The 25,351-nt window shown below is 59.4% G+C and carries 30 protein-coding genes and 1 tRNA gene; 10 read left to right on the forward strand and 21 right to left on the reverse strand.

What is annotated here, in order from left to right; translation table 11 throughout:
• Window positions 1–183, forward strand: a 183-nt coding sequence (locus tag AB7S84_RS03810) for a hypothetical protein (protein ID WP_428152996.1), incomplete at its 5' end; no start/stop codon positions are given.
• Window positions 184–390: 207 nt separating this feature from the next.
• Here the strand turns inward: AB7S84_RS03810 and AB7S84_RS03815 are convergent.
• The gene (locus AB7S84_RS03815) at window positions 391–582 is read right to left on the reverse strand and encodes a hypothetical protein (RefSeq protein WP_040414140.1); all 192 of its coding nucleotides are present in this window, start codon (window positions 580–582) and stop codon (window positions 391–393) included.
• A gap of 295 nt (window positions 583–877) precedes the next feature.
• On the opposite strand from AB7S84_RS03815, the gene AB7S84_RS03820 reads away from it, so the two are divergent.
• Window positions 878–1,498 carry an HPF/RaiA family ribosome-associated protein gene (locus AB7S84_RS03820; protein WP_020875419.1) on the forward strand — a complete coding sequence of 207 codons (621 nt, stop codon included), beginning with the start codon at window positions 878–880 and terminating at the stop codon, window positions 1,496–1,498.
• Between the two features lie 33 nt (window positions 1,499–1,531).
• On the opposite strand, the gene AB7S84_RS03825 is transcribed toward AB7S84_RS03820, so the two are convergent.
• On the reverse strand, window positions 1,532–2,377 hold the full coding sequence (locus AB7S84_RS03825; protein WP_020875418.1) for an SDR family oxidoreductase: 846 nt from the start codon (window positions 2,375–2,377) through the stop codon (window positions 1,532–1,534).
• 199 nt (window positions 2,378–2,576) lie between these two features.
• On the opposite strand from AB7S84_RS03825, the gene AB7S84_RS03830 reads away from it, so the two are divergent.
• The 3 genes from AB7S84_RS03830 to AB7S84_RS03840 all read left to right on the forward strand — a co-directional run bounded on the left by AB7S84_RS03830 (window position 2,577) and on the right by AB7S84_RS03840 (window position 3,568).
• The gene (locus AB7S84_RS03830) at window positions 2,577–2,726 is read left to right on the forward strand and encodes a YbaK/EbsC family protein (protein ID WP_353740095.1); all 150 of its coding nucleotides are present in this window, start codon (window positions 2,577–2,579) and stop codon (window positions 2,724–2,726) included.
• Window positions 2,727–2,893: 167 nt separating this feature from the next.
• Window positions 2,894–3,202, forward strand: a complete 309-nt coding sequence (locus tag AB7S84_RS03835; protein WP_020875417.1) for a GYD domain-containing protein — start codon at window positions 2,894–2,896, stop codon at window positions 3,200–3,202.
• 63 nt (window positions 3,203–3,265) lie between these two features.
• The gene (locus AB7S84_RS03840; RefSeq protein ID WP_020875416.1) at window positions 3,266–3,568 is read left to right on the forward strand and encodes a PHP domain-containing protein; all 303 of its coding nucleotides are present in this window, start codon (window positions 3,266–3,268) and stop codon (window positions 3,566–3,568) included.
• A 32-nt stretch (window positions 3,569–3,600) separates the two neighbouring features.
• Here the strand turns inward: AB7S84_RS03840 and AB7S84_RS03845 are convergent, their stop codons facing one another.
• Together AB7S84_RS03845 and AB7S84_RS03850 are read right to left on the reverse strand one after the other, a co-directional pair.
• Window positions 3,601–4,524: a ribose-phosphate diphosphokinase gene (locus AB7S84_RS03845; protein ID WP_020875415.1), complete on the reverse strand. Its 924-nt coding sequence runs from the start codon at window positions 4,522–4,524 to the stop codon at window positions 3,601–3,603.
• Window positions 4,521–4,688 (reverse strand): hypothetical protein, encoded by a 168-nt coding sequence (locus AB7S84_RS03850; RefSeq protein ID WP_020875414.1) that lies wholly within the window; start codon window positions 4,686–4,688, stop codon window positions 4,521–4,523. Before AB7S84_RS03850 ends, AB7S84_RS03845 begins: the two co-directional genes overlap by 4 nt.
• 388 nt (window positions 4,689–5,076) lie before the next feature.
• On the opposite strand from AB7S84_RS03850, the gene AB7S84_RS03855 reads away from it, so the two are divergent.
• From AB7S84_RS03855 to AB7S84_RS03870, 4 genes are all read left to right on the forward strand, one after another.
• Complete coding sequence (locus AB7S84_RS03855; RefSeq protein ID WP_040414134.1) at window positions 5,077–5,436, forward strand: hypothetical protein; 360 nt, start codon at window positions 5,077–5,079, stop codon at window positions 5,434–5,436.
• A gap of 39 nt (window positions 5,437–5,475) precedes the next feature.
• Complete coding sequence (locus AB7S84_RS03860; protein ID WP_020875413.1) at window positions 5,476–6,651, forward strand: hypothetical protein; 1,176 nt, start codon at window positions 5,476–5,478, stop codon at window positions 6,649–6,651.
• A 142-nt stretch (window positions 6,652–6,793) separates the two neighbouring features.
• On the forward strand, window positions 6,794–7,084 hold the full coding sequence (locus AB7S84_RS03865; protein ID WP_020875412.1) for a hypothetical protein: 291 nt from the start codon (window positions 6,794–6,796) through the stop codon (window positions 7,082–7,084).
• A 238-nt stretch (window positions 7,085–7,322) separates the two neighbouring features.
• Window positions 7,323–7,619: a SemiSWEET family sugar transporter gene (locus AB7S84_RS03870; protein WP_020875411.1), complete on the forward strand. Its 297-nt coding sequence runs from the start codon at window positions 7,323–7,325 to the stop codon at window positions 7,617–7,619.
• 201 nt (window positions 7,620–7,820) lie between these two features.
• On the opposite strand, the gene AB7S84_RS03875 is transcribed toward AB7S84_RS03870, so the two are convergent.
• The 7 genes from AB7S84_RS03875 to AB7S84_RS03905 all read right to left on the reverse strand — a co-directional run bounded on the left by AB7S84_RS03875 (window position 7,821) and on the right by AB7S84_RS03905 (window position 16,142).
• Window positions 7,821–7,896, reverse strand: a tRNA-Phe gene (locus AB7S84_RS03875).
• A 43-nt stretch (window positions 7,897–7,939) separates the two neighbouring features.
• Window positions 7,940–8,743, reverse strand: a complete 804-nt coding sequence (locus AB7S84_RS03880) for a 16S rRNA (uracil(1498)-N(3))-methyltransferase (RefSeq protein ID WP_020875410.1) — start codon at window positions 8,741–8,743, stop codon at window positions 7,940–7,942.
• A 3-nt stretch (window positions 8,744–8,746) separates the two neighbouring features.
• Complete coding sequence (locus AB7S84_RS03885) at window positions 8,747–11,659, reverse strand: M16 family metallopeptidase (RefSeq protein ID WP_428153004.1); 2,913 nt, start codon at window positions 11,657–11,659, stop codon at window positions 8,747–8,749.
• A 241-nt stretch (window positions 11,660–11,900) separates the two neighbouring features.
• Complete coding sequence (locus tag AB7S84_RS03890; RefSeq protein ID WP_020875408.1) at window positions 11,901–13,289, reverse strand: UTP--glucose-1-phosphate uridylyltransferase; 1,389 nt, start codon at window positions 13,287–13,289, stop codon at window positions 11,901–11,903.
• Between the two features lie 113 nt (window positions 13,290–13,402).
• Entirely contained in the window at window positions 13,403–14,467 is a 1,065-nt protein-coding gene (locus AB7S84_RS03895; RefSeq protein ID WP_020875407.1) for a branched-chain amino acid aminotransferase, read from the reverse strand.
• A gap of 82 nt (window positions 14,468–14,549) precedes the next feature.
• Complete coding sequence (locus AB7S84_RS03900) at window positions 14,550–14,987, reverse strand: PPC domain-containing DNA-binding protein (RefSeq protein ID WP_020875406.1); 438 nt, start codon at window positions 14,985–14,987, stop codon at window positions 14,550–14,552.
• A 294-nt stretch (window positions 14,988–15,281) separates the two neighbouring features.
• Entirely contained in the window at window positions 15,282–16,142 is an 861-nt protein-coding gene (locus tag AB7S84_RS03905) for a DMT family transporter (protein WP_020875405.1), read from the reverse strand.
• A gap of 498 nt (window positions 16,143–16,640) precedes the next feature.
• Between AB7S84_RS03905 and AB7S84_RS03910 the strand changes: the two genes are divergently transcribed.
• Window positions 16,641–18,245 (forward strand): class I adenylate-forming enzyme family protein, encoded by a 1,605-nt coding sequence (locus AB7S84_RS03910; RefSeq protein ID WP_020876821.1) that lies wholly within the window; start codon window positions 16,641–16,643, stop codon window positions 18,243–18,245.
• 234 nt (window positions 18,246–18,479) lie between these two features.
• Here the strand turns inward: AB7S84_RS03910 and mobB are convergent, their stop codons facing one another.
• From mobB to AB7S84_RS03960, 10 genes are all read right to left on the reverse strand, one after another.
• Window positions 18,480–18,998, reverse strand: a complete 519-nt coding sequence (gene mobB / locus AB7S84_RS03915) for a molybdopterin-guanine dinucleotide biosynthesis protein B (RefSeq protein WP_020876822.1) — start codon at window positions 18,996–18,998, stop codon at window positions 18,480–18,482.
• Between the two features lie 347 nt (window positions 18,999–19,345).
• Window positions 19,346–19,831 carry a D-glycero-beta-D-manno-heptose 1-phosphate adenylyltransferase gene (rfaE2, locus tag AB7S84_RS03920; protein WP_020876823.1) on the reverse strand — a complete coding sequence of 162 codons (486 nt, stop codon included), beginning with the start codon at window positions 19,829–19,831 and terminating at the stop codon, window positions 19,346–19,348.
• On the reverse strand, window positions 19,821–20,618 hold the full coding sequence (locus AB7S84_RS03925; protein ID WP_020876824.1) for a carbon-nitrogen family hydrolase: 798 nt from the start codon (window positions 20,616–20,618) through the stop codon (window positions 19,821–19,823). Before AB7S84_RS03925 ends, rfaE2 begins: the two co-directional genes overlap by 11 nt.
• Window positions 20,615–21,838 carry an isocitrate dehydrogenase (NADP(+)) gene (gene icd, locus AB7S84_RS03930; RefSeq protein WP_020876825.1) on the reverse strand — a complete coding sequence of 408 codons (1,224 nt, stop codon included), beginning with the start codon at window positions 21,836–21,838 and terminating at the stop codon, window positions 20,615–20,617. The genes AB7S84_RS03925 and icd overlap by 4 nt, the downstream gene beginning before the upstream one ends.
• A 93-nt stretch (window positions 21,839–21,931) precedes the next feature.
• A complete protein-coding gene (gene rlmB, locus AB7S84_RS03935; protein ID WP_020876826.1) occupies window positions 21,932–22,705 on the reverse strand; it encodes a 23S rRNA (guanosine(2251)-2'-O)-methyltransferase RlmB in 774 nt (257 codons plus the stop codon).
• Between the two features lie 7 nt (window positions 22,706–22,712).
• Entirely contained in the window at window positions 22,713–23,324 is a 612-nt protein-coding gene (gene gmk, locus AB7S84_RS03940) for a guanylate kinase (protein ID WP_040415638.1), read from the reverse strand.
• A gap of 66 nt (window positions 23,325–23,390) precedes the next feature.
• Entirely contained in the window at window positions 23,391–23,657 is a 267-nt protein-coding gene (locus tag AB7S84_RS03945) for a DUF370 domain-containing protein (RefSeq protein ID WP_020876828.1), read from the reverse strand.
• Window positions 23,658–23,702: 45 nt separating this feature from the next.
• Window positions 23,703–24,572, reverse strand: coding sequence for a YicC/YloC family endoribonuclease (locus tag AB7S84_RS03950; RefSeq protein WP_159449719.1), 870 nt, complete (start codon window positions 24,570–24,572; stop codon window positions 23,703–23,705).
• 8 nt (window positions 24,573–24,580) lie between these two features.
• Window positions 24,581–25,114, reverse strand: coding sequence for a DUF4416 family protein (locus tag AB7S84_RS03955; protein WP_020876830.1), 534 nt, complete (start codon window positions 25,112–25,114; stop codon window positions 24,581–24,583).
• A gap of 9 nt (window positions 25,115–25,123) precedes the next feature.
• Window positions 25,124–25,297, reverse strand: a complete 174-nt coding sequence (locus AB7S84_RS03960; RefSeq protein WP_020876831.1) for a Trm112 family protein — start codon at window positions 25,295–25,297, stop codon at window positions 25,124–25,126.
• Window positions 25,298–25,351: the final 54 nt, after the last annotated feature.

A 25,351-nucleotide genomic window follows, 5' to 3' on the forward strand; every position in this document is an offset into this window, starting at 1 on the left:
AAAAATTGGAACAAAAATCAGGCCATCAGTCAGATGAAGGATCGGAATCATAACCGCGAGCCGGAGACCGCGGCGGAAGATGCAAGTGGATTCCGGTATGCCTGTACCCGTGCAGGACCCTCACTCGGCTTCATCAGAGCCTCTACACCAGACGGTTTGCCCGCAGGTCATACCTCAAAGTAGCCTGTTTTCGGGCTGTGGCTCCTCTCGACAAATCACCAATCATGGAAAACCGTTTACCCGGGAATCACACCCTAATCACATCCCGGGGTGGCTCCAGACTTCCGGACAAAAACATTCAGCCACTTTTCGTTTTCCCTGCCGGGTTTTAGGTCCCCGGTTTTCCAGTACCGGAGCACTGATAGCTCCGCGTGTACCTTGATAAGCTCATCAAATCCGCTTCGGCGGCCCCTCCCAGCCGCCGCAGGCCATGAAGTCGCTCATCCGCACCACAACCGGTTGGTAATAGCGCGACGCCGCGATCTTTCCCAGCCCCTGGCTGAGGTGGTCGACGAAATAAAATCGCGGCGCTCCCTCCGGGAGGCATCGACGATCCTGGTGGTCCGACTGCCGCCGCCGCACCCCGCAATCGGGTCAACCCCGTATTCGCGGCCTATCCCGGGCGTAGAAGCGTCCGTCGGAAAGGATGCCGCATCGGTGATACCGACTCCAGCCGCGGAAAATACAGGATCGATCCGATAGGTTTTTGGGGGATGACAGCATATTTTCCAGATATTGGGAAGTAAACCGCATCTTATTTTTCGGGACGATCGGAATGCCCCCTCATATTCCAGGTGCTCCAGGCGGCCGGGGCATCCCCCTCGCGGGGGAGAACCCGGCAGGTCTGTCGGACACCACCCCAACGAAGGAGTGACACATGATTATACCCCCTGAAATCACCTGCCGAAACGTCGACAGCAGCCCCGCCCTCGAGTCTATCATCCTCGAGAAGGCGGCCAAGTTGGACGAGGTCCATGACAAGATTATGAGCTGCCGGACCGCCATCGAAAAGGTCCAGGAGCACCAGCGCAGCGGAAGCCCGTATCGCGTGCGGATCATCGTCCGGGTGCCGCCGAACAAAGAGCTCGTCGTCAGCCGCGATCCCGGCAACGGCGACGTGAATGAACGCCTGAAAACCGCGGTGAACGATGCATTCGACACCATGCGCCGGCAGCTGGTCAGGTTGAAGCAGAAGCAGCACGGCGATGTCAAGGTCCATGAAACGCCGGGTGTCATCGGCCACGTGGTGCGGCTCTTCCCCGATGAGGGTTTCGGGTTTCTCCGCACCCTCGAGGGGCGTGAACTCTATTTCCACCGGAACAGTGTGCTTCACGATGACTTCGGGCGCCTCGAGGTCGGCACCGGTGTGCGGTGCTTTCCCCGGGAGGGCGAGAAAGGGCCCCAGGCGAGCACCGTGCAGATCATCGACAAGCCGGGCGCGGCCATGGCCCAGGTGCCCGAGCCGAAGGTGGAGACGCCGGAAGGCTGGAATCCGTGAAAAATCAGGCCTGCCGGCGCGCAGGGGCGGGAGTCAATGATCGGTGCCCGCCCCCGCATCGGTCAACTCGAGGCTGAGCGCCCACAGTCGCTGCCGAATCTCTGCATCATATGCCTGAGCGTGGGCCTCGGCCTGGGTCATTCGATCGAAATAGGCGCCGCTCACCCCATCCACATCGGGGGAGACGGCCACGTAGACCTCGACCTCGGCGCCGGATTCGGCGGTGCCCTGGGGCGTGCCAAAGGCCTGTCGGACCATCTTGGTGTCCAGAAGGCTGCCGGGATGCAGGCAGTTGACGGTAATGCCGTCCGACTTGAGCCGTCGGTCCAGCTCAATGGTGAACATAGCCAGGGCCAGCTTGCTCCGGGCGTAGGCGCGCATGGGGCTGTACCCGTCGGCGAGCATGAAGTCCTCGAAATCGATGGCTTCCTGGGCGGCTGAACTCACGTTGACGATCCGGGCGGCTCCCGAAGCCCGAAGGAGCGGCAGGAGCAGAATAGTCAACAGAAACGGGGCCAGGTAGTTGACCGCCATGCAGAGCTCATGCCCCTGGTCGCTCCGGGGCCGATCCTTCTTCCCGCCGGGGACCGGGAGGACGCCGGCGTTGTTGATCAGGACATCGAGGCCGTCGTGGGCGGCGAGCACCTCCGCCGCCATGCGCCGCACCTCGGGCAGCGACGAAAAATCGGCGACATAGAATTCCAGCTTGTCGCTGCCGGTTTCCCGTCGGATCTCATCCCTGGCCGCGCGACACTTTTCCGGATCGCGGCCGTGAAGCAGCACCCGGGCGCCCATCTGCGCCAAGCGCTCGGCCGTGATTCTGCCGATGCCGTCGGTGGCGCCGGTGATCAATATGGACTGTTCGCTTACGGGTTTCATGTGGATACCATCCTTTCCAGTCAATCGGTTGATCCCCCGCGAAGGGGGAGGCTCCGGTCTGTCCCTGTTGAATGCGGCCCCGGCACCGGGTCCGCGAAGCGGATCATGAACATCCATAATGTCCTTCGGATGCCCGGGATGGGTAAATGTGGGAAAGACCCCATTTCATCGCGGAAATGCCCCTATTGCCTGAATTACCATCAGCCATTCCCCCGCCTATACATCCCAGGAGATCGCCGAGGCGGCGGGAATCCCCGGGAAGGAGCTCGCAAAGACGGTGCTGGTGAAGCTTGACGGCGCACCGGCCATGGCCGGTGCGCCGTCGAGCCTCGAAATCGACTTCGGCTGAATACATCTTTTCCGCCATGACAATGCGGCACAAAACCCATTTGATTTCCCTCCTGAAGTCCGAATATTAAGATACAGCGATGGGCCGATTGAGGAAACCGACCCACCACATCGATCTGAAGTTTTCAAGTTTCCTCCCAAGTTTCCCATGAACCGAAAGGAGGCATCATGTCTGAGTTCGTGATGCTCACGCGGCTCTCTGCCAATGCCGTCCATCTGCCGATGGCGCTGGAGGAGCTCGAGAAAAAAATCATGGCGCAGATCCGCTCCGAATGCCCACGGGTGGAGTGGCTCCACAGCTACGCCATTCTGGGGCCCTATGACTACATGGACATCTTCCGCGCCCCCGACGACGCCGACGCGTTCAAGGTGGCGACCATCATCCGCTCCTACGGATATGCCCATACCGAGATCTGGGGGGCGAAGGAGTGGCAGGCCTTCAAGGCGCTGATCCGGGATTTGTCCAGGGAGCAATAAAACCCGTCGCCGTGAGCTGAATGACAAAGGTCCCCTGAATCCTCAGCTGCCAAGGAAAACCCCATGCCGATCTACAACAAGGACATCGGCGACCCGGAATCCCTGCGGGAGGCCGCCGAGAGCGGCAGGATCCGGGAGCTGGAAGGGTTCGGCGCCACCCTCGAAGCGAACATCCTGGAAGAAATCCGAAAAAAAAGCTGGGGTCGCCTCCGGACCCCATGGCATGTCGCCGAAAAGGTCGCCCGTGCCTATGTCGCCTATCTGGCGGCGGACGAGAGTGTGGGGAAGGTGGTCGTGGCCGGCAGCTTCCGGCGCCGAAAGGCTACCTTCGGGGATCTCCACGGCGGGGTCCTCGGGATCAGATGAGAGAGACGCCCAGCGCAGCGCATGCCGAACCGCTAATGCCCCGCAGCGCTCGTCTTCTCGTGGCGGCGGCGGATCGCCTCGGCGATCAGCGGGGCGAGGTCAAGGATCTCCATGGCGGCGGGCCGCTCCGGCGTCTGGACGAGGGAGTTGGTGGCGATGATGCTGCCGACTGGATGGGACATGAGTCTTGCCACGGCGCCCTCCACAGGCAGCGCGTGGGTGACGGCCACCGTGGCGGGGAGCCGGCAGCCGCGCTCGCCGAGGGCCTCGATGGTCGAGATCAGGGTCCTGCCGGTGCTGATCATGTCGTCGACTACGATCGGGGAGCGGTCCGCGATCTCGCCGATGATCCGCCGCACCGCCACGCGCTCGCCGCTGACGCGCTCCTTGTGGACGTAAGCCACGGGCAGGTCCAGGTCGTCGGCGTAGCGCTGGGTCAGCTTGACGGCGCCCAGGTCCGGCGCCACCAGCACGGCGTCGCCGGAGACGATCTCCTTGAGGCGGCCGGCGATCAGCCGTGTCGGGAGGAGGTGTTCGACGGGCAGGGAAAAGAAGCCTTCGATGGCCGGATTGTGGAGGTGGACGGTGATCATCTGGTCCGCGCGCGTCGCGATCATGTCCGCCAGGACCTTGGCCCCCACCGGCTCCCCTGTATCGGTGCGGCGATCCTGGCGGGCGTAGCCGAAATAGGGGACCACCGCCGTGACGCGCATTGCGCCGGCGCGCCTGGCGGCGTCGGCGATGAGGAGCAGCTCCAGCAGGTTCCGCCCCACCGGCGGCCCGGTGGACTGGACGATGTAGACGTCGCTCCCTGCCAGGGAATGACCGATCCTGACCTGAAGCTCGTCATCGGGAAAGGCCTCGATTCGGCATGTCGTCGCCGTCATCCCGAGGCGGCCGACGATCGCCTCCGCCAGGGCGGGGTTCGCCGTGCCCGGTATGAGGGAAAGGGTCATGGCCGCGAGATCCGATCCAGCGCCTCTTCGATCACCCCCCGGGACGCAAACAGGGAACCGGAGACGGCCAGGCAGACGGCGCCGGTGCCGGCACTGGCCAGAAAGCCGCAGCGGGGGATCGACCATCCGCGGCCTTGGTCTCGGGTACGGGGTCTTTTCATCATAACAGCCTCCCTGGAAATGGTTTTCGAAGAACGTGGCCACATGAAATCATGACATGCATAAGGTGGGCACGGCCGGCTGCCACGGCTGATATCGGCGGTCGTTTCGGGGATGGGGATTCGCGGCGAAAAGGCTGGTCCAATGAGATGTGCAGGGGGAGATATGTCGGGCACCCGCAGGATAGAAATTCGCACAGGATCTCCCGCAGATGCAATACAGGTTCGAATGTATATGGCGCGTGAACTTCCTGTATGAAAAGGCTTGCGCAGGCCGGCGCCGGCGGCGGGGTCTCCACAGGCCCCGGCGCCCGCGGGTATGTCCTGAGCCCATGCAAGATAAGGCCTCGGACCTATTCACACTTTCGGGCGGATACCTTAAGCTTACATCAGATTGACGGATCGTTTCCTTTCAAATCCGTTCAAATCACAGAAGAAACGCAAAGAAGGCCGCTGTGAATTTCAAGACCGCAAAGGCTGGGCCCATGTTTTTACTCGTCATGTTCATCATCCTGTAGATCGGGATCATCCCTGGCCCGGAGAGGGCATCCGCCGTGCCGGTGCGCGACTGTCCATCAGCGATGCCGTGGCGGACGAGCTTCTCGCGGACAGCGCCGTTTCCAGCCACTGTATCGACGTCGGCACCAAAGAGGGGATCGTTGCCCTGAGCGGCAAAGATGGCGGGAATACGGCGATGCAGGTCGGAATGCCTATGAAGGCGGAGCGTTCATGGTGGACAACAACCTGGTCGTGAATCAATAATGGACGATGTTTTGCAAGCAAAGGAGTCGTCATGCAACCAATCCAAACCATGAAACACATATCACTGGAAGAAATGAAGCGCCTGACCGGGCTCGCGGGTGAGGTCTGCGTCTCCGTGTACATGCCCGTCGAACAGGCGACCAGCACCATCGATCCGCCCCGGATCCGATTCAAGAACCTGCTGAGGCAGGCTGAAAAAGCGATCGCGGAGCGGTCGCCCAAGAACAAGGAGATCTACGCCAGGATCGAGGATGGACGCCGTCTGATGGAAGACCCGGATTTCTGGCGCCCCCGAAGCCACGGCCTGGCAGTCTTCATCACGCCGGAAAACTTCTGGGTTTACCAGCTCCCGATCCCCTTTGAAGAGGCCTTTTGGATTTCGAACCGTCCGGCGGTAAAACCCTTGATCCCCATGTTCATGTCCGACGGGCGGTTTTACATCCTGGCGCTGAGCCAGTCGCAGATCCGCCTCTTTTCCTGCACGCGCTTCCATGTGATGGAAATCGACCTGATGGACGTCCCCGCCGGGATCTCGGCATCGCTCCAGTATGACAGCAAGCATTACCAGATCCAGTTTCATACGGGCACGGCCGCCGGCGCCGGCGACCGTCCGGCGATGTACCACGGCCAGGGCGCGGGCATCGACGACCGCAAGGATGAAATTCTGCGGTACTTCCAGGATGTGGACCGCGGCCTGTCGTCCATTCTGTCCGAAGGGACGGTTCCCCTGGTGCTGGCCGGCGTCGACTACCTCCTTCCCATTTTCCGGGAGGCCCTCTCCTACCGGTGGGTGATGGACGCGGTCGTCACCGGCAACCCCGAAAATCTCAGGGCCGAGGAACTTCACGAGAAGGCCCTTGCCATCGTCAACACAGCGCTGGAGAAGAAGCAGCGGGAGGCTGAAGCGCGGTACCGCGAAGTCGCCGGCAAGGGCTACACCGCCGCCGGCATCAGAAGCGTGCTGCCCGCCGCTGCCTATGGGCGGGTGGACACCCTTTTCGTGGCGTCGGGCGAGCGCCTGCCAGGCACATTCGATCGGGAGAAGAACGAGGTGGTCCTTGCCGAGGAGGGCGCGGCGAACGGCGCTGAGGACCTTCTGGATCTGGCCGTGGTAGAGACCATCCGCGGCGGCGGCGACGTCTACGTCCTGAAAAAAGAGCGGATGCCCGAGCAGCATGCCGAGGCCGCAGCCATCCTCCGCTACTGAGATACCGCCATGTACGAAATGGACCGGGCGCCCTTCGGGGAACTTCGGGGAACCGAACGTGCGCCTGGGGGAACGAAACGGATCGTGCTTTAAAAAACAAACCACCGCCGTCAAGCAATTGACCGGTTGAAAGGAAATCATCATGAGCAAAAAAGACGCTTATCTTGAGAAACTTCACTCAAAACTGGATGAATGGAATGCAGAGATCGACAAGCTGAAGGCCAAACTCGATGCCGCGGGGGCTGAAAAACGGGTCGAATACCAGGAGCAGATCCAAAACCTCAAGCAGAAGCAAAAAGAGGTCGAGCAGAAGATGGCCACGATGCGCAGCGCGGGAGGGGACGCCTGGGAGGATCTGAAAAAAGGGGTTGAAAGCGCCTGGGACGCCATGGAATCTGCCATGAAGGCGGCCAAGTCCAGGTTCAACAAATAGAACCCTCGACCGGTTCGCCCGGGCCCACGGGGGGCTTGCCCCTATCGTCAGACGCCCGCGGATCGGCGATCCGCAGGCGTCCTGTCAAATTTGCGCAGAATTGGCCGGCCCTGGGCATCCAGGCTCCCGGTCCAAATGAAACCTGCCGGCGGTATACGGCGAAAGCGGCGCCACAATGCGTGAACCGACCCAATTGACAAACAGGGATTTGGGAAAATGGCAAAAAAGGTGACGGATCATGTCTGAATCGATCTGGATCGAGGGCATCGGCTCCCTTGCGGGGCTGCTGACCACCTTCAGCGCCCTGCCGCAGCTGGTGACCACCTACCGGACACGGGACGTGGAGAGCTTCGACCTTCGGTTTCTGGTAATGCTTTTCTCCGGCCTCTTCCTCTGGGCGATCTACGGCGTTTTCATCGGCGCCGCTCCGGTGGTGGCGTTCAACGCCATCGGCTGCCTGCTGTGGCTCCCCATCATCGTGATGAAGATCCGCAGCGCTGCGGCCGGGAGGAGCCGGGGGCGCCGGGATCCTTGACAGAAGCCGCCTCTCCTTGCCGTGTCATCTGGCGCACCAACACCTTGCCTTCGCGGTGGACACCCCTGCCGTTCGGCTGTCCGTTCCCCCTGTCGGGCCGGAAGAGGACGTGCACCTCCAAGTGTTCGCGTCATGCCGGGCGCACAACGAAAAAAGGGCTGACCTTCATCAGGCCAACCCCTTTTAAAACTGGTGTTTTTGTGGTGCCGAGGGACAGAATCGAACTGCCGACACGGGGATTTTCAGTCCCCTGCTCTACCGACTGAGCTACCTCGGCGCACCAAAAACGAAGGCATAATTATTAGAAATCCGTTCGGATGTCAAGGGTTTTTTCCGAGGTCACCCAAAAAATATTGAAGCAGGGCGCAAGCGGCCACCGTGGCGGTCTCGGCCCTCAGAATGCGGGGTCCCAGGGCCGAGATGGTGAACCCCGCGGCTGCGGCGGCTGCGGTCTCGGTGGAACTGAGGCCTCCCTCGGGGCCCAAAACGGCAAATACCGTCCCATAGGAGCCGGCCTTCGACAGCGCAAAGAGATCCCGGGAGCCCTCGGGCGCCTGTTCCCAGAAGAGAATTTTGAGATCGGCGCCGTCGGCGGCCGCAATCATGTTTTCAAAGGAAAGCGTTTCCCCAATGTCGGGGATGCGGCTGCGGCGGCATTGTTTGAGGGATTCGGCGGCGATCTTTTCCCAGCGCTCCCGTCTTGTCCGAAGCCGCTTGGGATCAGGTCGGGCCACCGAACGTTCGGCAATGAAGGGAATCCAGCGGACGATGCCCAACTCCGTCAACTGCCGCACGAGGGTGTCCATCTTTTTTTCCTTGAGAAAGCCCTGAGCGATGGTGATACCCAAGGGGGATTCCGTGTCCGACGGAATTCGGGAAAGGACCGCCGCCATGACGCCGGCTTCGGAGATTTCGGCGATTCGGGCGTCGTATTCAGCGCCCCTGCCGTCGAAAAGGCGCACCGGGTCCCCCGGCTTCAGGCGAAGGACGTTCCGGACGTGCTTGGCGTCACCGGGGGAGAGGGGGACGCTGCCGCCGTACGTCCGGAAATCGTGGACCGCTTCGGAGGAGACCTTCTCAAATAACGCCTCGATAACCGATGTATCGACATGAAACCGGCGCATGGTTCATCCTGCCTTTTGGCCTTCGGGTTGACCGCCCGCGCCTATGGTGGGCCGGATGATGACGATTGCAGCCGCGGCGTTGTCGAGATACCGCCGGGCCAGCTGCCGCAGTTGTTCTCGGGTGATGGCGGCGTAGTCCTCGATCATGGTCCGACTCCATGCGATCTGCTCGGGATGCTTCCGTGAGCCGGCGAGGACGGTATTGAGCCAGTAGCCGTTTTCCTGCTGGAGATCCTTGATGCCGGTCAGTGTGGGATCCAGGGCGCGACGCAGTTCGTCGTCGGTGACACCCTGTCGGACTATGGCCGATGCGATATCCTTGACCGCCCTTACCACCTTCTCGGCATCGTCGGGCTTTACGCCGATAACCGCCGACATGACGCCGTAGCCCGGATAGGCTCTGCTGGGAACGTTGTAGGCGTCCTGATTGTAGGAGGCCCCCATTTGTTCGCGGATGACCTCCCGCATTCGGTCCGAAAACACGGCGGAGAGGATCGATAACCGTCGGGTTTTCTCGATATCCCAGATGTCATCGGTAGGGTAAGCCACCTGGATCAGTCCTTTGTCGATGCGGGTTCGGACCGGGATTTCCAGGGTTTTGCCTTTGGGAAAGGCGATGGTACCTGCGGGGCCCTCAGGCGTATCCACTTTTCGGGCGGGAAGGCTGCCGAAATAAGCGGACGCCAGTTCCAGGGCATCCGCCGTCTTGAAGTCCCCGACAATGGAGAGCTCCAGGGGAGCGTTCTCGAGGGCCTCCCTAAGCCATGCCTCGACGTCTCCCAGGGTCAGCCGGGATACGTCGTCATATGCGGCGAGGCCGAAGCGGGTGTCGCCGCCGGCCAGGAACCGGGGACCCCAAAGGCGCATGGCCCCTTCGACGGTCTGGGACAGTGCCTCATAAGTCTGACGATATCGCTCCAAAGTCAAGGCAAAGGCCGTCTCCCGGAATCCCGGATCCACCAGTCGGGCGTGGAGCAGCTGAAACATGAGAGGCATTTCCGTCGTGACGCTTTTAGCCTGGAAGGCGAAAGCCTCGTCCGAGATGTTCAGGCGCACCGCAGTGTTCTTGCCGGCCAGGGCCTGCTCCAGGTCGTCCCGGTTCAGGACGCCCAGGCCGCTTTCATTGACCACCGCCTCGCTGATCTGGGCGAGGCCGGGTTTGTCCGCCGGTTCTGCCGATCGTCCCCTTCCGAAATTCAGGTTTGCCGTGACCTCGTTGGCCTTGAAGGTTGTCGGCTTCAGATTGAGGCGAACGCCGTTGGCAAAATCAATCCGGGTGATCCCCAGGTCGGGAATCTCCTCCCGGCGGACGATGCGGGCCGTGTTTTCAGGCGGATCCAGGTAGGGAAAGGTCGCGACGGCTTGGGTTTCCGGGGCGGATACCGGCGTTTCCACGCTGGACTGGTAAGCGCTCAGGATAAGACTTTCGGGATCATTCGACGCTTCGGATATCCGGGCATTGCCGCTCACCATGACCAGCCGGTGGTCCGGGGCCCAGGCCGATTTGAAGGCGTCGTGCACCGCTTCCCCCGTCAACGCCTTGATGAAAGGCGCATACAGATCCCGCTGTTGTTCGGGCGATTGGAAGACCCGGTTCATGCCCAACTTGCCCATGATCCGGCGAGCCAACATCGGGCTCTCCCGTGTGGAGGCGTTTTTGACGGCTTTGTCCAGGGCCGCCAGAAAGTCTTTCTTCACCCGGGAGAGTTCCGCTTCCGTGAAGGGGTGTTCGAGGGCCTGCCGCAGTGTGCGGTCCAGGACTGATAGGGTCCTTTCCCAATTTTCCGGACGGCTCTGGGCGGTGATGTAGGTGTAGAACACATGAGGAGGATAAATTTCCGATGCGGCGGCAGCGCTGGTGAACGGGGTGTCCGGCTGTCGTATGATCCGGTCGAGGCGGTTCTGGACAATCTGATTGGCGATGTCCAGGGTCAGCTCGCGCCGGCCACGGTCAACGGAATCGGGCTCAAGAGGGATGTTCTGGATGACCTGGAGGGTGGTGTCTGTGTCCCCGGCTTCTCCTTCGAAGTGATAGAAAGGCCGGATACCGCTATGACGGACCTCACCCATGTCCGGTTCCGGCCTTGCCGGTGCTCTTGGGGTCATACCGGCGAACTCTTCCCGGATCATGGGGTCAACGGCGTCGGGGTCGAAATCGCCGACCATGACGAGGATCATGCGTTCGGGTCGGTACCAGGTATCGTAAAAATCCTTTAACAGCGCTCGATCGGCCGAGAGAATGGTTTCCTTCGTCCCGATGGGGATCCTTTGGGAGATGCGGTCATTCGGAAGCTCGAATTTGAGCGTTTCGACGAAGGTCCGGAACTCGGCTGAATCCCGGGTTCGCATTTCGGCCAGAATGACCTTCCGTTCCCGTTCGACCTCGGTTTCCAGCAGCAGAGCTCCTTCGGCGTAATCCCCCAGAACCAGAAGGCCTTCGGCGATACTCTCGGGCTTGCCGTCGGGCAGGAGAATGTCGTATTTGGTGTGGTAGAATCCTGTACTGGCATTGGCATCCGGGCCAAAATCCATCCCGATCCGCTGGAAGTATTTCACCAGCTCTCCCGGGGGGAAATGGGTCGATCCGTTGAACAGCATGTGCTCCAGAAAATGGGCAAAACCCTGCTGGGCGTCGGTTTCGTGGACCGAACCCGCCTCGACCATGAGATGCATGCTGACCCGGTCCTTGGGGGTTCTGTTTTTCAGGAGCACGTAGCGAAAGCCGTTGGGCAGCTTTCCGAAAGCCAGGTCGGGGTCGGGGTCTATATGGCCGGTTTCATGGGGCCATTGATTTTGGATGCCGCGGGAAGCCGTGGGGGAGCCGCCGCGGGTAGAGGATCCGCAGGAGATCAGAAAAAGCGCAAGAAGAGCTGTTAAGGCAAGGCAGAGCTTAAAACGATAAGGCGATAGTCGCATACTGTACTCCTTGGTTCTGAATGGAATGCTGCTGTCGGCGGAGATTACATGTTCCGATCGATAATCCCTTTGCCGACGCGTGTTAAAACGCCAACACTCAAAAATAACACATCCCAGCCGGGATGCCAGCGGCAGGCGTGGTTTTTTAGAGGAAAGTCGGATGGTCGGGGGCGGCTGGGAGCGGATATCAGGCCCCGCGCCGTGAGTCGAAACGGCGCGGGGCGGAAAAAGACGATGGATGTTAGAACGTCAGATCGCCTTCGACGACCGTCCCTTTCCGAACGACGGCCTGGGCGGTCGAGGGATTGGTAATAACCACGCGGCCGCGGATCGTCACGCCCGCTTCGAACAGGACGTCACCTTTGACGGTCAAGGATTCGCAGGCGGCAAGGGACGGGGCACCCTCGGGAAAGCGGGCCTCAAAGTCGTCGATCATGCCGTAGAACGCCGGATCGAGGGAGACCTTCAGATCTTCCGATCGTCGGCTCGGGTTGAGCACCATGCGGTCGTCGTCGTTGGGCATTACATAATCGGACCGGACCACCAGGAGGTCGTTGCATTTTTTGACCGGGAAGAAGCGGGACCGGGGGACGCACACCGCCGCGGCGTCTTTGAACAGAGAGATCGCCGCCCCCATGGCCGTTTCGACCTGAAAGACCATGGGACTGTCGTCGTCCCTGGGATCGAGGTGCTTTGGGTTCAGAATCATGGGCAGGCGAACGCCCTTTTTTTCGGTGATCAAGGTCTTCAGATAGGTCAGGTCGACCCAGAGGTTGTTGGTGTTGAAGAAGCGGTAACGACCGATGTCCCGAAAGGCGTCCAGTTCCTCGTCCGGGCACTGGGCCGATTCCCGGAGCAGCAACTCTCCGGTCCTGGCTCGGGCAAGATGGCCGCCCTTCACGTCCGCCGGGGTGCGTTTAGCCGCCTCCATCATGAAGGGAAGTCCTTTTTCGACAAAATATCCGAGAAGACGCTCGTCCATGTCGGCACCCAGGTTGTCGGAATTGGAGATGAAAGCATGGGTGATGCCGGCGTCCAGGAGTCGGTCAAGCATTCCGGAGGTTTCAAGAGCCGTATAGATGTCTCCGTGGCCGGGCGGGTTCCATTCGAGTTCGGGGTTTTGGGGCCATTCCGCCGGGCCGAGCCCAGCCTGAAGAATCTTTGGAAATTTGTGTTGAAGGAAGCAGAGGGGCGGGTGGGCGGGGGCGATCCGATCGAGGGCCGCCAGGGTGGCCTCATGGGTGCTGAAGCTGTTCATGAGGGCCAGAACGACACCCTGTCGCTCAGACTGGCGGATCAAGAGCTCCAGAAAGCTCCGGCCGTTTTTCACCGGAAGGAGGGATTTGGGACCGGTGAGGCCCATACTTGTCCCCAGCCCGCCGTTCAGAATAATCCGGACCGAACGGGGAAAAGCCTTTTGACCGACATTTTCATAGGCGGCCAACTCCTCGTATCGGGGAATCTCCGTCTCTTTCAACGCCTCGATCTCGGCGTCGGAAATCATCCCGGTTTCTCCGGTGAGAACTTTGTCGTAATAGTGGGCGAAGGTATCGATGACGATGGGGGCAAGGCCCGCCCGCCGCATCTTGTCAATGAATTCCGGCAGGTGGTTCGATTTCGCGTGGCGCATGATCACCTCTCTTGAGAACGGGAGTTGAAAAAGGCCGGCGAACACCGTGCCCGCTCGGTGCACGGTGTTCGCCCTCGGTGAAAAGGAATGGTCGGTTCAGAAGGCGGCGTGGGTCAGATTTTCTCTATCCAGCCCCTGGGATCCTCGGCCCGGCCGTACTGGATGTCGGTGAGGGCGTCGTAAAACTTCTGGGTCATGGGGCCGACCTCGTTGTTGTTGATGGTGATAACCTCGTCCTTGTATTTCACGGTGCCCACCGGCGATACCACCGCCGCCGTTCCGCTGCCGAAGATCTCCACTTTTTTACCTTCTTTCTGGGCGTTGATCACCTCCTCGATGGCGATGCGGCGTTCCGCGCAGGGGATGTTCCAGAGCCGGGCCAGGGAGATGATGGAATCCCGGGTGACGCCCGGAAGAATGCTGCCGTTCAGGACGGGGGTGATAAGTTCGCCGTCAATGCAGAAGAAGATGTTCATGGAGCCGACCTCTTCGACATAGCGCTGTTCCACGCCGTCCAGCCACAGCACCTGGGTGTAGCCCTCCTTGTGGGCCTGTTCGCCGGCATAAAGACTCGCGGCGTAGTTGCCGGGGGTTTTGGCCTCGCCGATGCCGCCCCGGACCGCCCGGACATGTCGTTTGGTGACCCATATCTTGACGGGGTTGAAGCCCTCGGGATAGTACGCCCCTACCGGCGACAGGATGATGAAGAAACGGTACGTCTGGGATGCCCGGACGCCCAGGAATACATCGGTGGCGATGATGGTCGGACGGATATAGAGGGATGTCCCCGGCGAACTCGGCACCCATTCCTGCTCGACCCGGATCAGCTCCTTCAGGGCGTGGAGCACGAAATGTTCATCGATTTCCGGAATGCACAGCAGCCGGCTGGAGGCGTTCATGCGGTGGAAATTGCTCTGGGGCCTGAACAGCTGGAGGGTTCCCTTGGGGGTCCGGTAAGCCTTCATTCCCTCGAATACCGCCTGACCGTAATGAAGGACCATGGTTGCCGGATCCATATCGATATTGCAGTAGGGTTCGATGCGGGCGTTGTGCCACCCCTTTTCGGTATTGTAATCCATGTTGAACATGTGGTCGGTAAATATCTTTCCGAAACCGAGCCGGCTTTCGTCCTGGGGTTTCGGTTTAAGGTGTTTCGCCTTGGTGATGGTTAGCTCCATGCTTCCTCCTCAGTTCTCATACTGTCAGCGCTTATTAGGGTTCATTAACGAATGTTCATCCGCAGGCGATGGAAGCGGAATGTCATTCACGGCAGAAATGCCAGAGCATCTGTCCGGTGGCGTCGTCATAGACCCTCAAGGGCGGCGGGCCGATACACTCCTGGAGGCGGATTTCCCCCGAAAAAATGCGTGTCTCCGAGAAGAGGCGTCCGCCGGTGAGGGCGCCCCGGTCATCCGCCAGGACGATATGGGCGGATGATTCGACTTCGCCGTCCCGGGAGTAGACGTTGCCGGAGCAGAAGATAATTTCCCGGGGCACGGATTCGGCGCTCGTCACATAGACCTGTTGCCGGGGATCGTAGGTCCCGATGGTGTAAGACGACACCACGCCCCGAACGGAAAACGACGCCGTGCGAACCGATGCGGCTTTGCAGAGGGTCGTGATTGATGCGAGGATATCTTCCCCTTTGGGAAGATTTCCCAGCAGCAACCTGCCGGGGCTGTATTCCGTGTATTTCATCTGCTTCAATAGGTTCAGGCTGAAGGCCAAAAACCGAAGGCGATACAACGGTCATCTTCAGTTTTCAGTCCATAAGCCTGACCGGTATGTTGTTCAGGGATCCAGGCTGAAGAACGGCGGTGATTCTCCGCTTCCGGTTTTGGATGCCTGTCGGTTCGTTTCCTTTACGGGCCTTCGGCTTCCAGTCTCCAGACCTTCAGCCTGAATACCACAGTTCGTTATTAAATCAAGTGCTAACTGTGGGCCTTCCCGAGGAAAATCGAGGGTGCGGCGCACCGGTGAAAAGGTCCTTCCCTACAAGGTGATCAGGAGAGTGCCTGCGAGCATCAAGAGGGCGCCGCTGAACCGGACCGATGTGTGCCGCTCTTTGAAGACCATTTTCCCGAAAAGGATACTGAAAAGGATGGAGAGCCGCTTTACCGATATCATGATTGCCGCTTCGATCAGGGAGACGGCAACACAGTGAAAAACAATCTGAAGGTAGAGGAAAACGCCCGACACCAGCCCTTTTAGAGGAGATCTCGAGAGGTCCTTCAACCGGATCTTTCCGGTGAGACGAAGCAGCAGGATCAGACAGAGGTTGAAGACGATGAAAAAGGAGATGCCGAAAAAGAGGGGGGAGGAGTTGAGAATCGCTTTTTTTCCGATGACTGCGGTGAAGCTGTATACAAAGGCGACAATCAGCATGATCCAGGAGCCGGGTTGATGGAAAATGGCCCGGAAGGGGGCCAGCAGCCGCCACCGGGCGGGATCGATGTTGAGAATGTAACCGCCGATGCAGATGGTGAGAATTCCGGAAAGTCCCCGGATGCCGGGCATTTCTCCAAGGAAGATATAGCCGGTGAACAGCATGAAGACCGGGGTGAAGGCCAGGTAGGGCACCGTCAGGGAAAGTGGTGAGAGCTTGATGGCTTTCATGTAAAGGACGAAGCCCACGGCGTTGAGGGGCAGGCTTAAAGCAAAAGTCCATGCGAACGCATCTCCCAAAGCCGGCACCGGAACGAAGATCATGGATACCATAAAAAAAGGCAGGCTGTAGACAAGGGGATAGGCGGACATCTCATAGAGGGTCATGTGGGAGAGGAATTTCTTGGTCCAGGTATCCTGGGCCGAGACAGCGAGAGCGGTCAGCAGGGAGAAGAAAATCCACGGCATCGGGCAAAAGGCCTCCTTGACTTCTGTTGGGGAAAATGACCTTTCACGTCGGTGGGGGAACAGATGTACATTTTCATCATGCCGGGAATACCGTCGTGAGTCAGGGGCCATGATTGAGCGTCTTCCCCGTTAACACCGTTGTCGTTTCAAGTCAAGAATTCAACTTTCGACTTTCATAGGTCGGTGCCGGGAGGATACGGCCCGCGCCCCACGCGGTTTCGTTCAAGTGCCGCTGAAGCTTGCTCCGGGCGGCCCGGAAACTCGCCGGCGCTCAAACCGTCCGGGCCGCTGATCCGCCGCGGCGCTTGAGCGGCACTAAAACTCACCGCTGAAGGTGTGCGGGCCGTATCCTCCCGGCACCGCTTTCCAGCCGACGTCACAACCGTCGATGTTGAGTGAAGAACCCCGGCAGCTCGGCCCCGGCGGGGAGATGTGAAAATGCGGGTTGAACATTTAATGGGCTTCTGGTAATGGGCCTTTTTACGAAAGGAAAAGGACATGATCATTACGGAAATTTTAAGTCGGAACGCCAGACGCTACGGCGACCAGCCGGCCCTTATCGAAAGGGAGCCCGCCACGGGAAGCCGCAGGGAGATCACCTGGCGGGAATTCGACGAACAGGCCGGCGCTCTGGCCAATGCGCTGATCCTGCGCGGTATTCAAAAAGGAGATCGGGTAGTCCTGCTCATGACCAACTGTATCGAGTGGCTTCCCGCCTATTTCGGCATCCTCCGAGCCGGCGCCATGGCCGTTCCCCTCAATTTCAGGTTTCTGGCAAAGACCATCGCCAGATGCACACTGATCTCCGAAGCCAAGGCCATGATTTTCGGAGAGGAGTTCATCGATCGGTTGGCTGAAGTCAAATCCGAGTTGGATGCCGCAGTAAGTCATTATATCTTTGTGGGGCAGCAGGGAAAACGGCCTGAATACGCGATCGGCTACGGCGAGCTGCTTCAGGAAGGTGAAAGGACGGCGTCTGTTGTGCCGTTGAACCTTTGCGACAGCGCAGCCCTTTATTTCACGTCGGGCACCACCGGAAAGCCCAAGGCCGTCCACCTCACCCATCGGAGCCTCGAGTTTTCATGCTACGTGGAGAATCGTCATCACAACCAGACCCACGACGACAATTTCCTCTGCATTCCTCCTTTATACCATACCGGGGCGAAGATGCACTGGTTCGGGAACTTTATCGTCGGCGCCAGAACGGTTATCCTGAAAGGCGTCAAACCCCAGTGGATCCTCGAGGCGGTCTCCGAGGAAGGCGTAACGGTGGTATGGCTCCTGGTCCCCTGGGCCCACGATATCCTCATCGGTATCGAGAACGGTGAGATCGATCTTGCGGGCTACCGCCTCGACCAATGGCGACTGATGCATATCGGCGCCCAGCCGGTGCCTCCAAGCCTCATCCGTCAGTGGAAGAAGGTGTTTCCCCACCATGACTACGATACCAATTATGGTCTGACCGAGGCTACGGGACCGGGGTGTATCCATCTCGGCATGGAGAATATTCACAAGGTCGGCGCTATCGGCGTGCCCGGGTTCGACTGGGAATGCAAGATCATCGACAACGACGGTCATCCCGTGGCGCCGGGTGATTCCGGAGAGTTGGCCGTCCGGGGGCCGGCCGTCATGAAGGAGTACTACAAGAACCCGGAGGCCACCGCGGAAACCCTTGTCGACGGATGGCTGCTTACAGGGGATATCTGCCGGATGGACGATGACGGTTTCATATGGCTCGTGGATCGCAAGAAAGACGTCATCATCACCGGCGGTGAGAATATCTTTCCGGTGGAGATCGAGGATTTTCTCATGCAGCACGAAAAGATTCAGGACGTTGGCGTGATCGGCGTTCCCGACGAGCGGCTGGGGGAAATTGTCGCGGCGGTGATCAAGGCCAAGCCGAGAGCGATCCTTACCGAAGCGGAGATCAATGAATTCTGCCGCGGATTGGCCCGCTACAAGCGGCCTCGGCGGATCTTTTTCGGAGATGTGCCGAGAAATCCTACGGGCAAGATCGAGAAGCCGCTTTTGAGAAAACAGTATCGAGACGTCCAACCTGCCGTTATTTCCCAGATGGCGGCTCGCCACGGGTTGAAAAACTGATGCCTGAAGCGGCCCGGCATGTACCGTCGGGTCGCTTCAGGGATGGTTTTCGTCGGAATCGATCCTTGGCGTTTGGGTTTGCGTTTTGGTCTGAGGTGCTTTTTTCTTGCCCGTCACCTGACAGGCATTCCGCATTCAGGTGGAGATGCCAAGCTTGGGCAGGACATAGGACTGGAGCAGAAACCAGATCCCGATGAACAGCAATAAAAACAATATTCCTTTCATGTTACCTCCTCAAGGCAATGTTTTTGAACGATCGTCGGCCAGAAAGCGCTCCTCGATGAAATCGGCCAGGCCTTCAATGTCGTCCGGATGAAATTTCGGGATGTCGAGGGGGACTCCGGCGTCGGTCACCATGGCTACGTAATCAGGCTGACCCCGGTAAAGCGGGTTCGGGTGTGTCGCCGTTCGGAACACCTCGATCTTGGGTGGGGTTTTCTTTTTGAATCCCTCAGTGATGACCAGATCCATGTCGTTGAAATAGGGCAGAAGGCTCTCGGGATCGTCTCCGGAAGTCGTTCTGACCATTGAAATCCGGCTGGACGAGGCGAATATCACTGTCTCCGCGCCGGCAGCCAGATGCCGGGCGCTGTCTTTTGCCGGATTGCAGGCTTCGGGTTCGTGATGGGTATGTTTGATGGTCCCGATGCGGTAGCCGCGACGCTTGAGTTCCGGGATCAATTTGACGAGCAGCGTGGTTTTGCCCGATCCGGACTGTCCTATAAACGAGATGATCGGCGGTATGGATTTCAACGGCATTCTCCCGGATTCAATGAATTTTCAGACGGCATGATCGGTGTCTTCTTTCCCAGCCCTGCAGAGACCCGATTTCGGCAGTCCCGGAAGCAGAAAAGCTAAGATTTGTCGTGCTGTCTGTCAAGGGGGCGGATATCCAGTCCCCGCCTCGGGGGCACGCCTTTTCCGGCGTCGTCCTTCCTTACTGATCGCTCGGATGGGGCAGGATTGCCGGAATTTGCAGTAGCGTTCCGGTTCCCTGCGGGTGAGGCAATCTTCGCACGGATAAACCGGATGCTTCATGCAGAGATGTGCTGTTTCCCGTTCAGGATGATGGATGCAGGTTCCCATGGGTGGTTTTTCGTTCAGCGCCGGGCATATCGCTCGATGATCCTCTCGATGATTTCACTGGTGGAGGCCCCCGGGACGATGGATATCCGTTCGACTCGCCCCCCCCTGGAGATAACGGCGTCGGCACCGATAATGTCTTGAAGCGCCCAGTCTGCTCCTTTGACGAGGATGTCCGGCTGAATCGCCTGAATAAGCGCGAGGGGATCAGGTTCGTCGAAAATGGTGACAAAATCGACGCACGCAAGCCCGCACAGGACCTCGGCCCGCTCGGCTTGTCCGATGATGGGTCTGAGGGGGCCCTTGATTCGGCGGACGGAATCGTCGGAGTTGAGCCCCACCACCAAAAGTCCGCCGAGGCGTCGCGCCGCGGTAAGATACCGGACATGCCCGACGTGAAGCAGATCGAAACAGCCGTTGGTGAACACGACGGGACGATTCGGAGACCGGGTGTCTTTCAGGAAAAGCGCCAATCCGGCTTGCGGCATGAGCTTAGGTGACATAAGCCTCGGGCATTCTTTCATTCAACGCCGGCACTTTTTCCCGGATCCGTTCAAGGTGTGGAAGATCCACAACCGCCGTGTCGGTCCGGGTATCGCCGTCGGGAGCCCAGGCCAGAACGCTTCCGCCGGGGTCGACGATGATGGAATGGCCTGGAAACCGGGTTTCGTTTTCAACGCCGCACCGATTGGCGCCGATGATATAGATCTGGTTTTCCATGGCTCGGGCCCGGGCCAGAACGTCCCATACCTCGATGCGGATATCGGGCCACTGTGCAGGGACCACCACGATGCGGGCACCCTTGAGGGCGAGGGCGCGACAGAGTTCCGGAAATCTCAGATCGTAGCAGATCATGAGGCCCACCGGACCCAGGGCGGTGTCGCAGACCACGCTCCGGGTTCCGGCACTGAAGTGCTTGTGTTCACCCGCGACCGAGAAGAGGTGAATTTTCCGGTAGGTTCCGGCGATCCGGCCGTCGGCGTCCAGCAGGTAAAGGGTGTTGTATATCCTGCCCTCGGCGACTTCGGGCAGAGACCCGGCGATCACCATGCGGTGACGAATTGCCGTTTTCGACAACCGATCGAGGATACGCGGCGTGCTTTCGGCGTGGCGGGCAAGGTTCGCGTTGTCGAACCCGCAGGACCACATCTCCGGAAGCACGGCCATGGCAACCCCTGCATCGCCCAGATGCTCGAGGTGCCTTTCCGCCTCGGTCATATTGCCCGAGACCTCGCCCGTCAGGATGTCGAACTGGATGAATCCGACCTTGAATGTTGCGGGCGTCGTCACTTCCCCGCCATTTTTTCAATGATTTTCCGGGCGAATTCAGAGCATTTGACCTCCGTGGCTCCCTCGATCTGACGTGCGAGGTCGTAGGTGACGGTGCCGGCCTTGATGGCCGCGGAGATGCCGTCCCGTATCAGGGCGGCCGCCTCCCTCCACCCCATGTAGTCCAGCATCATGGCGCCGGAAAGGATCAGGGATCCGGGATTGACCTTGTCGAGCCCCGTGTATTTGGGGGCGGTGCCGTGGGTCGCCTCGAAGACCGCGCAGGTATCCCCGATATTGGCGCCCGGTGCCATCCCGAGACCGCCCACCTGGGCCGCCAGGGCGTCGGAGATGTAATCCCCGTTGAGGTTGGGGGTGGCGATCACCGAATATTCGGCCGGCCTGAGAAGAATCTGCTGGAACAGCATGTCCGCGATCCTGTCCTTGATGACGACCTTACCTGAGGGCGGAACGCCGTCGTACTTTTCCCAGAGTTCGGCCTCGGTGAGGGTCTGGTCGCCGAATTGTTCCAGTGCCGCTTCGTACCCCCATTTTCGAAAAGCGCCCTCGGTGTATTTCATGATGTTGCCCTTGTGCATCAAGGTGACGCTGGGCAGGCGATTGTCGAGGGCATATCGGATGGCTGCGGCCACCAGACGTTTGGTGTTCCCTGGACTGATGGGTTTGATGCCGATGCCCGTATCCGGCGCAAGGTCCGCCCCGGTCTTTTCCCTGAGGAAGTCGATGAGGGCCCGGGCCTCCGCCGTACCGGACTCGAATTCGATACCGGCATAGAGGTCCTCGGTGTTCTCCCGGAAGACCACCATGTTCACATCCTTCGGGTCCTTCATGGGACTGGGCACCGGGTCGATGTATTTTACCGGTCGAACGCAGGCGTAGAGATCGAGCTTCTGTCGGATAGCGACGTTCAGACTGCGGATGCCCTTGCCCACCGGCGTTGTCATGGGGCCCTTGATTGCCACTACGTGAGCCTCGATGGTCTCGAGGGTTTTGTCGGGCAGCCATTCGCCGGTCCGTCGGTACCCCTTCTCTCCGGCATCCACCTCCAACCAGTCGATGCCGCGGCTATCCCCGTAGGCGACGGCGACGGCGCCGTCCATGACCATTCGGGCGGCATGCCAGATATCGGGGCCGATGCCGTCACCCTCGATAAACGGGATTACCGGGTTGTCCGGAACGTTCAAGCTGCCGTCGCCGTTTTTCGTGATCTTCTTTCCCATACCGTCATCCTTTCCGATTCGTATCGTGTTGAAGCTGTTTTTACGGGATCATACCGATTCCGTGCCGGAAATCCCTGTTAACATTTTTAACCATTAATCGTTATGAGACAACATCTTTTTTTGGGGACCGCAGCCGACGGCCGGTGTGGTGCGTTGCCGGAACGCCTCGTACATCACCACCGCTCCGGCGGCGGAGGCGTTCAATGAGTTGATGGGCCCTTTCTGGGGAATCGTGATGAGATGATCGCATTGTCGCTGAACAAGGGGACGAATGCCTTTTTCTTCTCCACCGACGACGATGGCGATGGGCCCGGTGAACTCTGTCTTGAAAACAGAGCGGGCTCCGTCCACGGCCGTCCCGAAAATCCACAGGCCCATTTCCTTGAGATCCACAAGTGTCCGGGCCAGATTGGTTGCCAGGGAGATGCGGATGTGCTCCATCGCTCCGGCCGAGGCCTTGGACACGACGGGTGTGGGGGCGGCGGCTCTGTCCTTGGGGAGAATCACGCCGTCTACGCCCGCGCACAGGGCTGTTCGAATCAATGCCCCCAGGTTGCGGGGGTCCACCACGCTGTCGATGACCAGGAGAAAGGGGTCGGGGCGGTCAGCGAGTTCGGACACAGGCACCAGCGGATAAGGTCCGACCTCGGCGGCGACGCCCTGGTGAAATTCCGAGCCGGTCAGGGCGCGGAGTTTTTCCGGCGCGACTCTCCGGACCGATGCTCCATGGGACGCCGCGGTCTCCGCCAGGGTCTCCGCTCTATCACCGGATCGGGTGCGGGCGAGATAGAGAATCCCAAACTCGCGGCGGCCGGCCCGGAGCGTCTCCCTGACGGGATGAATACCGAAAAGGATTTCCGTTTTCATGGACGACTCAGGATTCCAGGCCCTGAGTGCGGGCTCGGCAGGCTGATATGAGGGCGATCAACGCCTCGATCGCCTCCGGCAGTCGATCGTTGACGATCACATGTTGATACCGGTCCCTGGCGCCGATCTCCTTCTCGGCGTTTTTGAGCCGTTTTTCAATAACGGGTGCGGTATCGGCGCCCCGGGATTCCATCCGGGTCCTCAAGGCTTCGAGGGACGGCGGCATGATGAAAATGGTGACGCTTTCGGGATACTGCCCGACGATCTGGGTCATTCCCTGGACATCGATGTCGAGGAGGACGTCCCGGCCTTCGGCCAGGTGTTTTTCCAGAAGTTCCCGGGATGTTCCGTAAAAATTGTCGTGGACCTCGGCCCACTCGACCCAGCGTCCCGCGGCTATGCCCTGGAGAAATTCCGCTTTCGGGATGAAGAAATAGTCGATGCCGTCCCGCTCCTCTCCCCGGGGAGGACGGGTGGTGTGGGACACGGAGTAATAGATGTCGCTGAAATGGGACAGCGCTGCCCGGCACAGCGTGGTCTTGCCGGCGCCGGACGGCGCCGATACGATAAATAGATTCCCTTGTCGCCGAGCCGGCGCTTCAACGGTCGAATCATTCACGGTATTGTTGCTTTCCTTGGCGGGTTGGGCCCGGTCGCCGGACACGGCGCCCGGGCCGGTATGATGTCATGATTTGGCTTTGGCTTCCCGGATGGCGGCCTCGTAGCGTTGAGAGACGGTTTCCGCCTGGATGGCCGACAGGACGATGTGATTGCTGTCCATGATGATGATGGAGCGGGTCCGGCGCCCATGGGTGGCGTCCACCAGACGCCGATCCTCCTTGGCTTCATCCTTGAGGCGCTTCATCGGTGCCGAGTTGGGGGATACGATGGCGACCACCCGGTCCGCCACGACGGTGCCGCCGAATCCAATGTTCAACAGGGTCTGCTCCATCATGCCTCCCGCGTTCATTTTGGGTGTTTTCAACAGATGGTTCATTTATTCCACATTCTGTACTTGTTCCCGGATTTTTTCAAGTTCGGATTTCAGCCAGACGACGCGATGCGATACATCGGCGTTTCCGGTTTTTGACCCGATGGTGTTGAATTCACGGTTGAATTCCTGGAGCAGAAAGTTGAGCTTCCGCCCCGCGGGCTCATCCCCGGCCATGATGGCCCGGAATTGCCGGATATGGCTTTCGGCCCGGATGATCTCCTCGGAAATGTCGCTTCGATCCGCCAGAAACGCCGCTTCCTGAGCGATCCGCGCAGGATCGATTTCCACCATGCCTTGGGTCAGCGCTTCGATGCGGTCTTTGAGGCGATCCCGGTAAATGGGGAGAAGCCCTTCCGCGTCCTGCTTGATTTCGGCAAGAACACCCTCGATGGCGGTGAGACGGGCTCCGAAGTCCCCGGCCAGAAAGTCGCCCTCCTTGGTTTTCATGGCGTCCAGATCCGACAGGGCCTGGCTCAGGCAGGGCCCCAGCACGCTCCAGCAGACCGATACGTCTTTTTCGGTTTCCGCCGGTTTGACGAGACCCGGCATCTGGACCAGGTGCTCCAGAGAAATGTCCGTTTTGAGGTGGAACCGTTCGATGAGACGGACCAGGGATCGATAGTAGGCCTTGGCCATCATTTCATCGACCTCGAAGGCGCATGCTTCATCGTCGTTATCTCTGATCTGGATTCTGGCCTCGATTCGACCTCGGGACATGGCCTGAGAGATCAGCCCCTTGGCCTTTTCCTCGAGGGGGAGATAGGCTTGGGGTAGTTTAAGGAGAATATCCTGGTAACGGCTGTTGTATGAGCGGAGTTCAACGGATACGGTCAGGGCGGCCTCCGAGCGTTCGGCCCTTGCAAATGCAGTCATGCTTTTGATCATGGCGAAGTCGCTTTCAAATCGATGGTATAGCGGTAGCGGATCTGATGGAGATGGCGAATCATCTTCGAATCCCGGTAATCAGGATACGTCCATGGTAGTGTCTGAAAATTTCCCCTGGTGTAGATCAGCGTCAGATCCGCATAGATGCCTCTACCGATGTAAATTCTATGGGTAAAATTTTTTCCGGTGGCCAAAACGAATCGTTCCAGGAGCAGATAGCCGGGATCGATGTTGACCCGGCGGCGTCCGATCTCGGCAAAGCGATTTTCGATGTCGTTGGTGGCGAGCTTGATTTCCGGCAGCCGTTCCTGGGAAATCAAGGTCTTGAATGTCATCAGGCGTCGGAACAGAGGCGCGCCCATCTCCGCCGCATAATAGCCCGTGAAGTCGAAATCCAGCCACGGGCTGACCATATCCAGGGGCCCGAAGCGGGATACCAGGATTTCCGTCAGGGGTCGGATCAAGGTTCGCTCTTTCATGAAAAGGCCGATGACCAGTTTTGCCGGCGCGGGAGGATGGGGTATGCTCATATCGCCTGTTCAATCGGTAATGGGTTTGGCCTCCTCGATGAGCATGATGGGAATGTCGTCCTTGATCTCGTATAGCAGTTTGCAGTGATCACAGATGAGACCGTTTTCGGCTTCCGTGAGCCGGATGTCCCCCTTGCACTTCGGACAGGCCAGAATATCGAGCAGTTCCTTATTGATCGCCATGGCGGGTATCCTCTTTCAAGTATTGTTGTTCAGAATGCTATAGCAAACTCTCTT

Origin of the sequence: Desulfococcus sp., from assembly GCF_050178255.1 — a bacterium.
Taxonomy (GTDB): domain Bacteria; phylum Desulfobacterota; class Desulfobacteria; order Desulfobacterales; family Desulfococcaceae; genus Desulfococcus; species Desulfococcus multivorans.

Excerpts from the sequence above, each read along its gene's own strand:
- AB7S84_RS03820 (WP_020875419.1), top strand. The coding sequence starts at position 878 with ATGATTATACCCCCTGAAATCACCTGCCGAAACGTCGACAGCAGCCCC.
- AB7S84_RS03825 (WP_020875418.1), bottom strand. The coding sequence starts at position 2,377 with ATGAAACCCGTAAGCGAACAGTCCATATTGATCACCGGCGCCACCGAC.
- AB7S84_RS03835 (WP_020875417.1), top strand. The coding sequence starts at position 2,894 with ATGTCTGAGTTCGTGATGCTCACGCGGCTCTCTGCCAATGCCGTCCAT.
- AB7S84_RS03840 (WP_020875416.1), top strand. The coding sequence starts at position 3,266 with ATGCCGATCTACAACAAGGACATCGGCGACCCGGAATCCCTGCGGGAG.
- AB7S84_RS03845 (WP_020875415.1), bottom strand. The coding sequence starts at position 4,524 with ATGACCCTTTCCCTCATACCGGGCACGGCGAACCCCGCCCTGGCGGAG.
- AB7S84_RS03850 (WP_020875414.1), bottom strand. The coding sequence starts at position 4,688 with ATGATGAAAAGACCCCGTACCCGAGACCAAGGCCGCGGATGGTCGATC.
- AB7S84_RS03860 (WP_020875413.1), top strand. The coding sequence starts at position 5,476 with ATGCAACCAATCCAAACCATGAAACACATATCACTGGAAGAAATGAAG.
- AB7S84_RS03865 (WP_020875412.1), top strand. The coding sequence starts at position 6,794 with ATGAGCAAAAAAGACGCTTATCTTGAGAAACTTCACTCAAAACTGGAT.
- AB7S84_RS03870 (WP_020875411.1), top strand. The coding sequence starts at position 7,323 with ATGTCTGAATCGATCTGGATCGAGGGCATCGGCTCCCTTGCGGGGCTG.
- AB7S84_RS03880 (WP_020875410.1), bottom strand. The coding sequence starts at position 8,743 with ATGCGCCGGTTTCATGTCGATACATCGGTTATCGAGGCGTTATTTGAG.
- AB7S84_RS03885 (WP_428153004.1), bottom strand. The coding sequence starts at position 11,659 with ATGCGACTATCGCCTTATCGTTTTAAGCTCTGCCTTGCCTTAACAGCT.
- AB7S84_RS03890 (WP_020875408.1), bottom strand. The coding sequence starts at position 13,289 with ATGCGCCACGCGAAATCGAACCACCTGCCGGAATTCATTGACAAGATG.
- AB7S84_RS03895 (WP_020875407.1), bottom strand. The coding sequence starts at position 14,467 with ATGGAGCTAACCATCACCAAGGCGAAACACCTTAAACCGAAACCCCAG.
- AB7S84_RS03900 (WP_020875406.1), bottom strand. The coding sequence starts at position 14,987 with ATGAAATACACGGAATACAGCCCCGGCAGGTTGCTGCTGGGAAATCTT.
- AB7S84_RS03905 (WP_020875405.1), bottom strand. The coding sequence starts at position 16,142 with ATGCCGTGGATTTTCTTCTCCCTGCTGACCGCTCTCGCTGTCTCGGCC.
- AB7S84_RS03910 (WP_020876821.1), top strand. The coding sequence starts at position 16,641 with ATGATCATTACGGAAATTTTAAGTCGGAACGCCAGACGCTACGGCGAC.
- rfaE2 (WP_020876823.1), bottom strand. The coding sequence starts at position 19,831 with ATGTCACCTAAGCTCATGCCGCAAGCCGGATTGGCGCTTTTCCTGAAA.
- icd (WP_020876825.1), bottom strand. The coding sequence starts at position 21,838 with ATGGGAAAGAAGATCACGAAAAACGGCGACGGCAGCTTGAACGTTCCG.
- rlmB (WP_020876826.1), bottom strand. The coding sequence starts at position 22,705 with ATGAAAACGGAAATCCTTTTCGGTATTCATCCCGTCAGGGAGACGCTC.
- AB7S84_RS03945 (WP_020876828.1), bottom strand. The coding sequence starts at position 23,657 with ATGGAGCAGACCCTGTTGAACATTGGATTCGGCGGCACCGTCGTGGCG.
- AB7S84_RS03950 (WP_159449719.1), bottom strand. The coding sequence starts at position 24,572 with ATGACTGCATTTGCAAGGGCCGAACGCTCGGAGGCCGCCCTGACCGTA.
- AB7S84_RS03955 (WP_020876830.1), bottom strand. The coding sequence starts at position 25,114 with ATGAGCATACCCCATCCTCCCGCGCCGGCAAAACTGGTCATCGGCCTT.
- AB7S84_RS03960 (WP_020876831.1), bottom strand. The coding sequence starts at position 25,297 with ATGGCGATCAATAAGGAACTGCTCGATATTCTGGCCTGTCCGAAGTGC.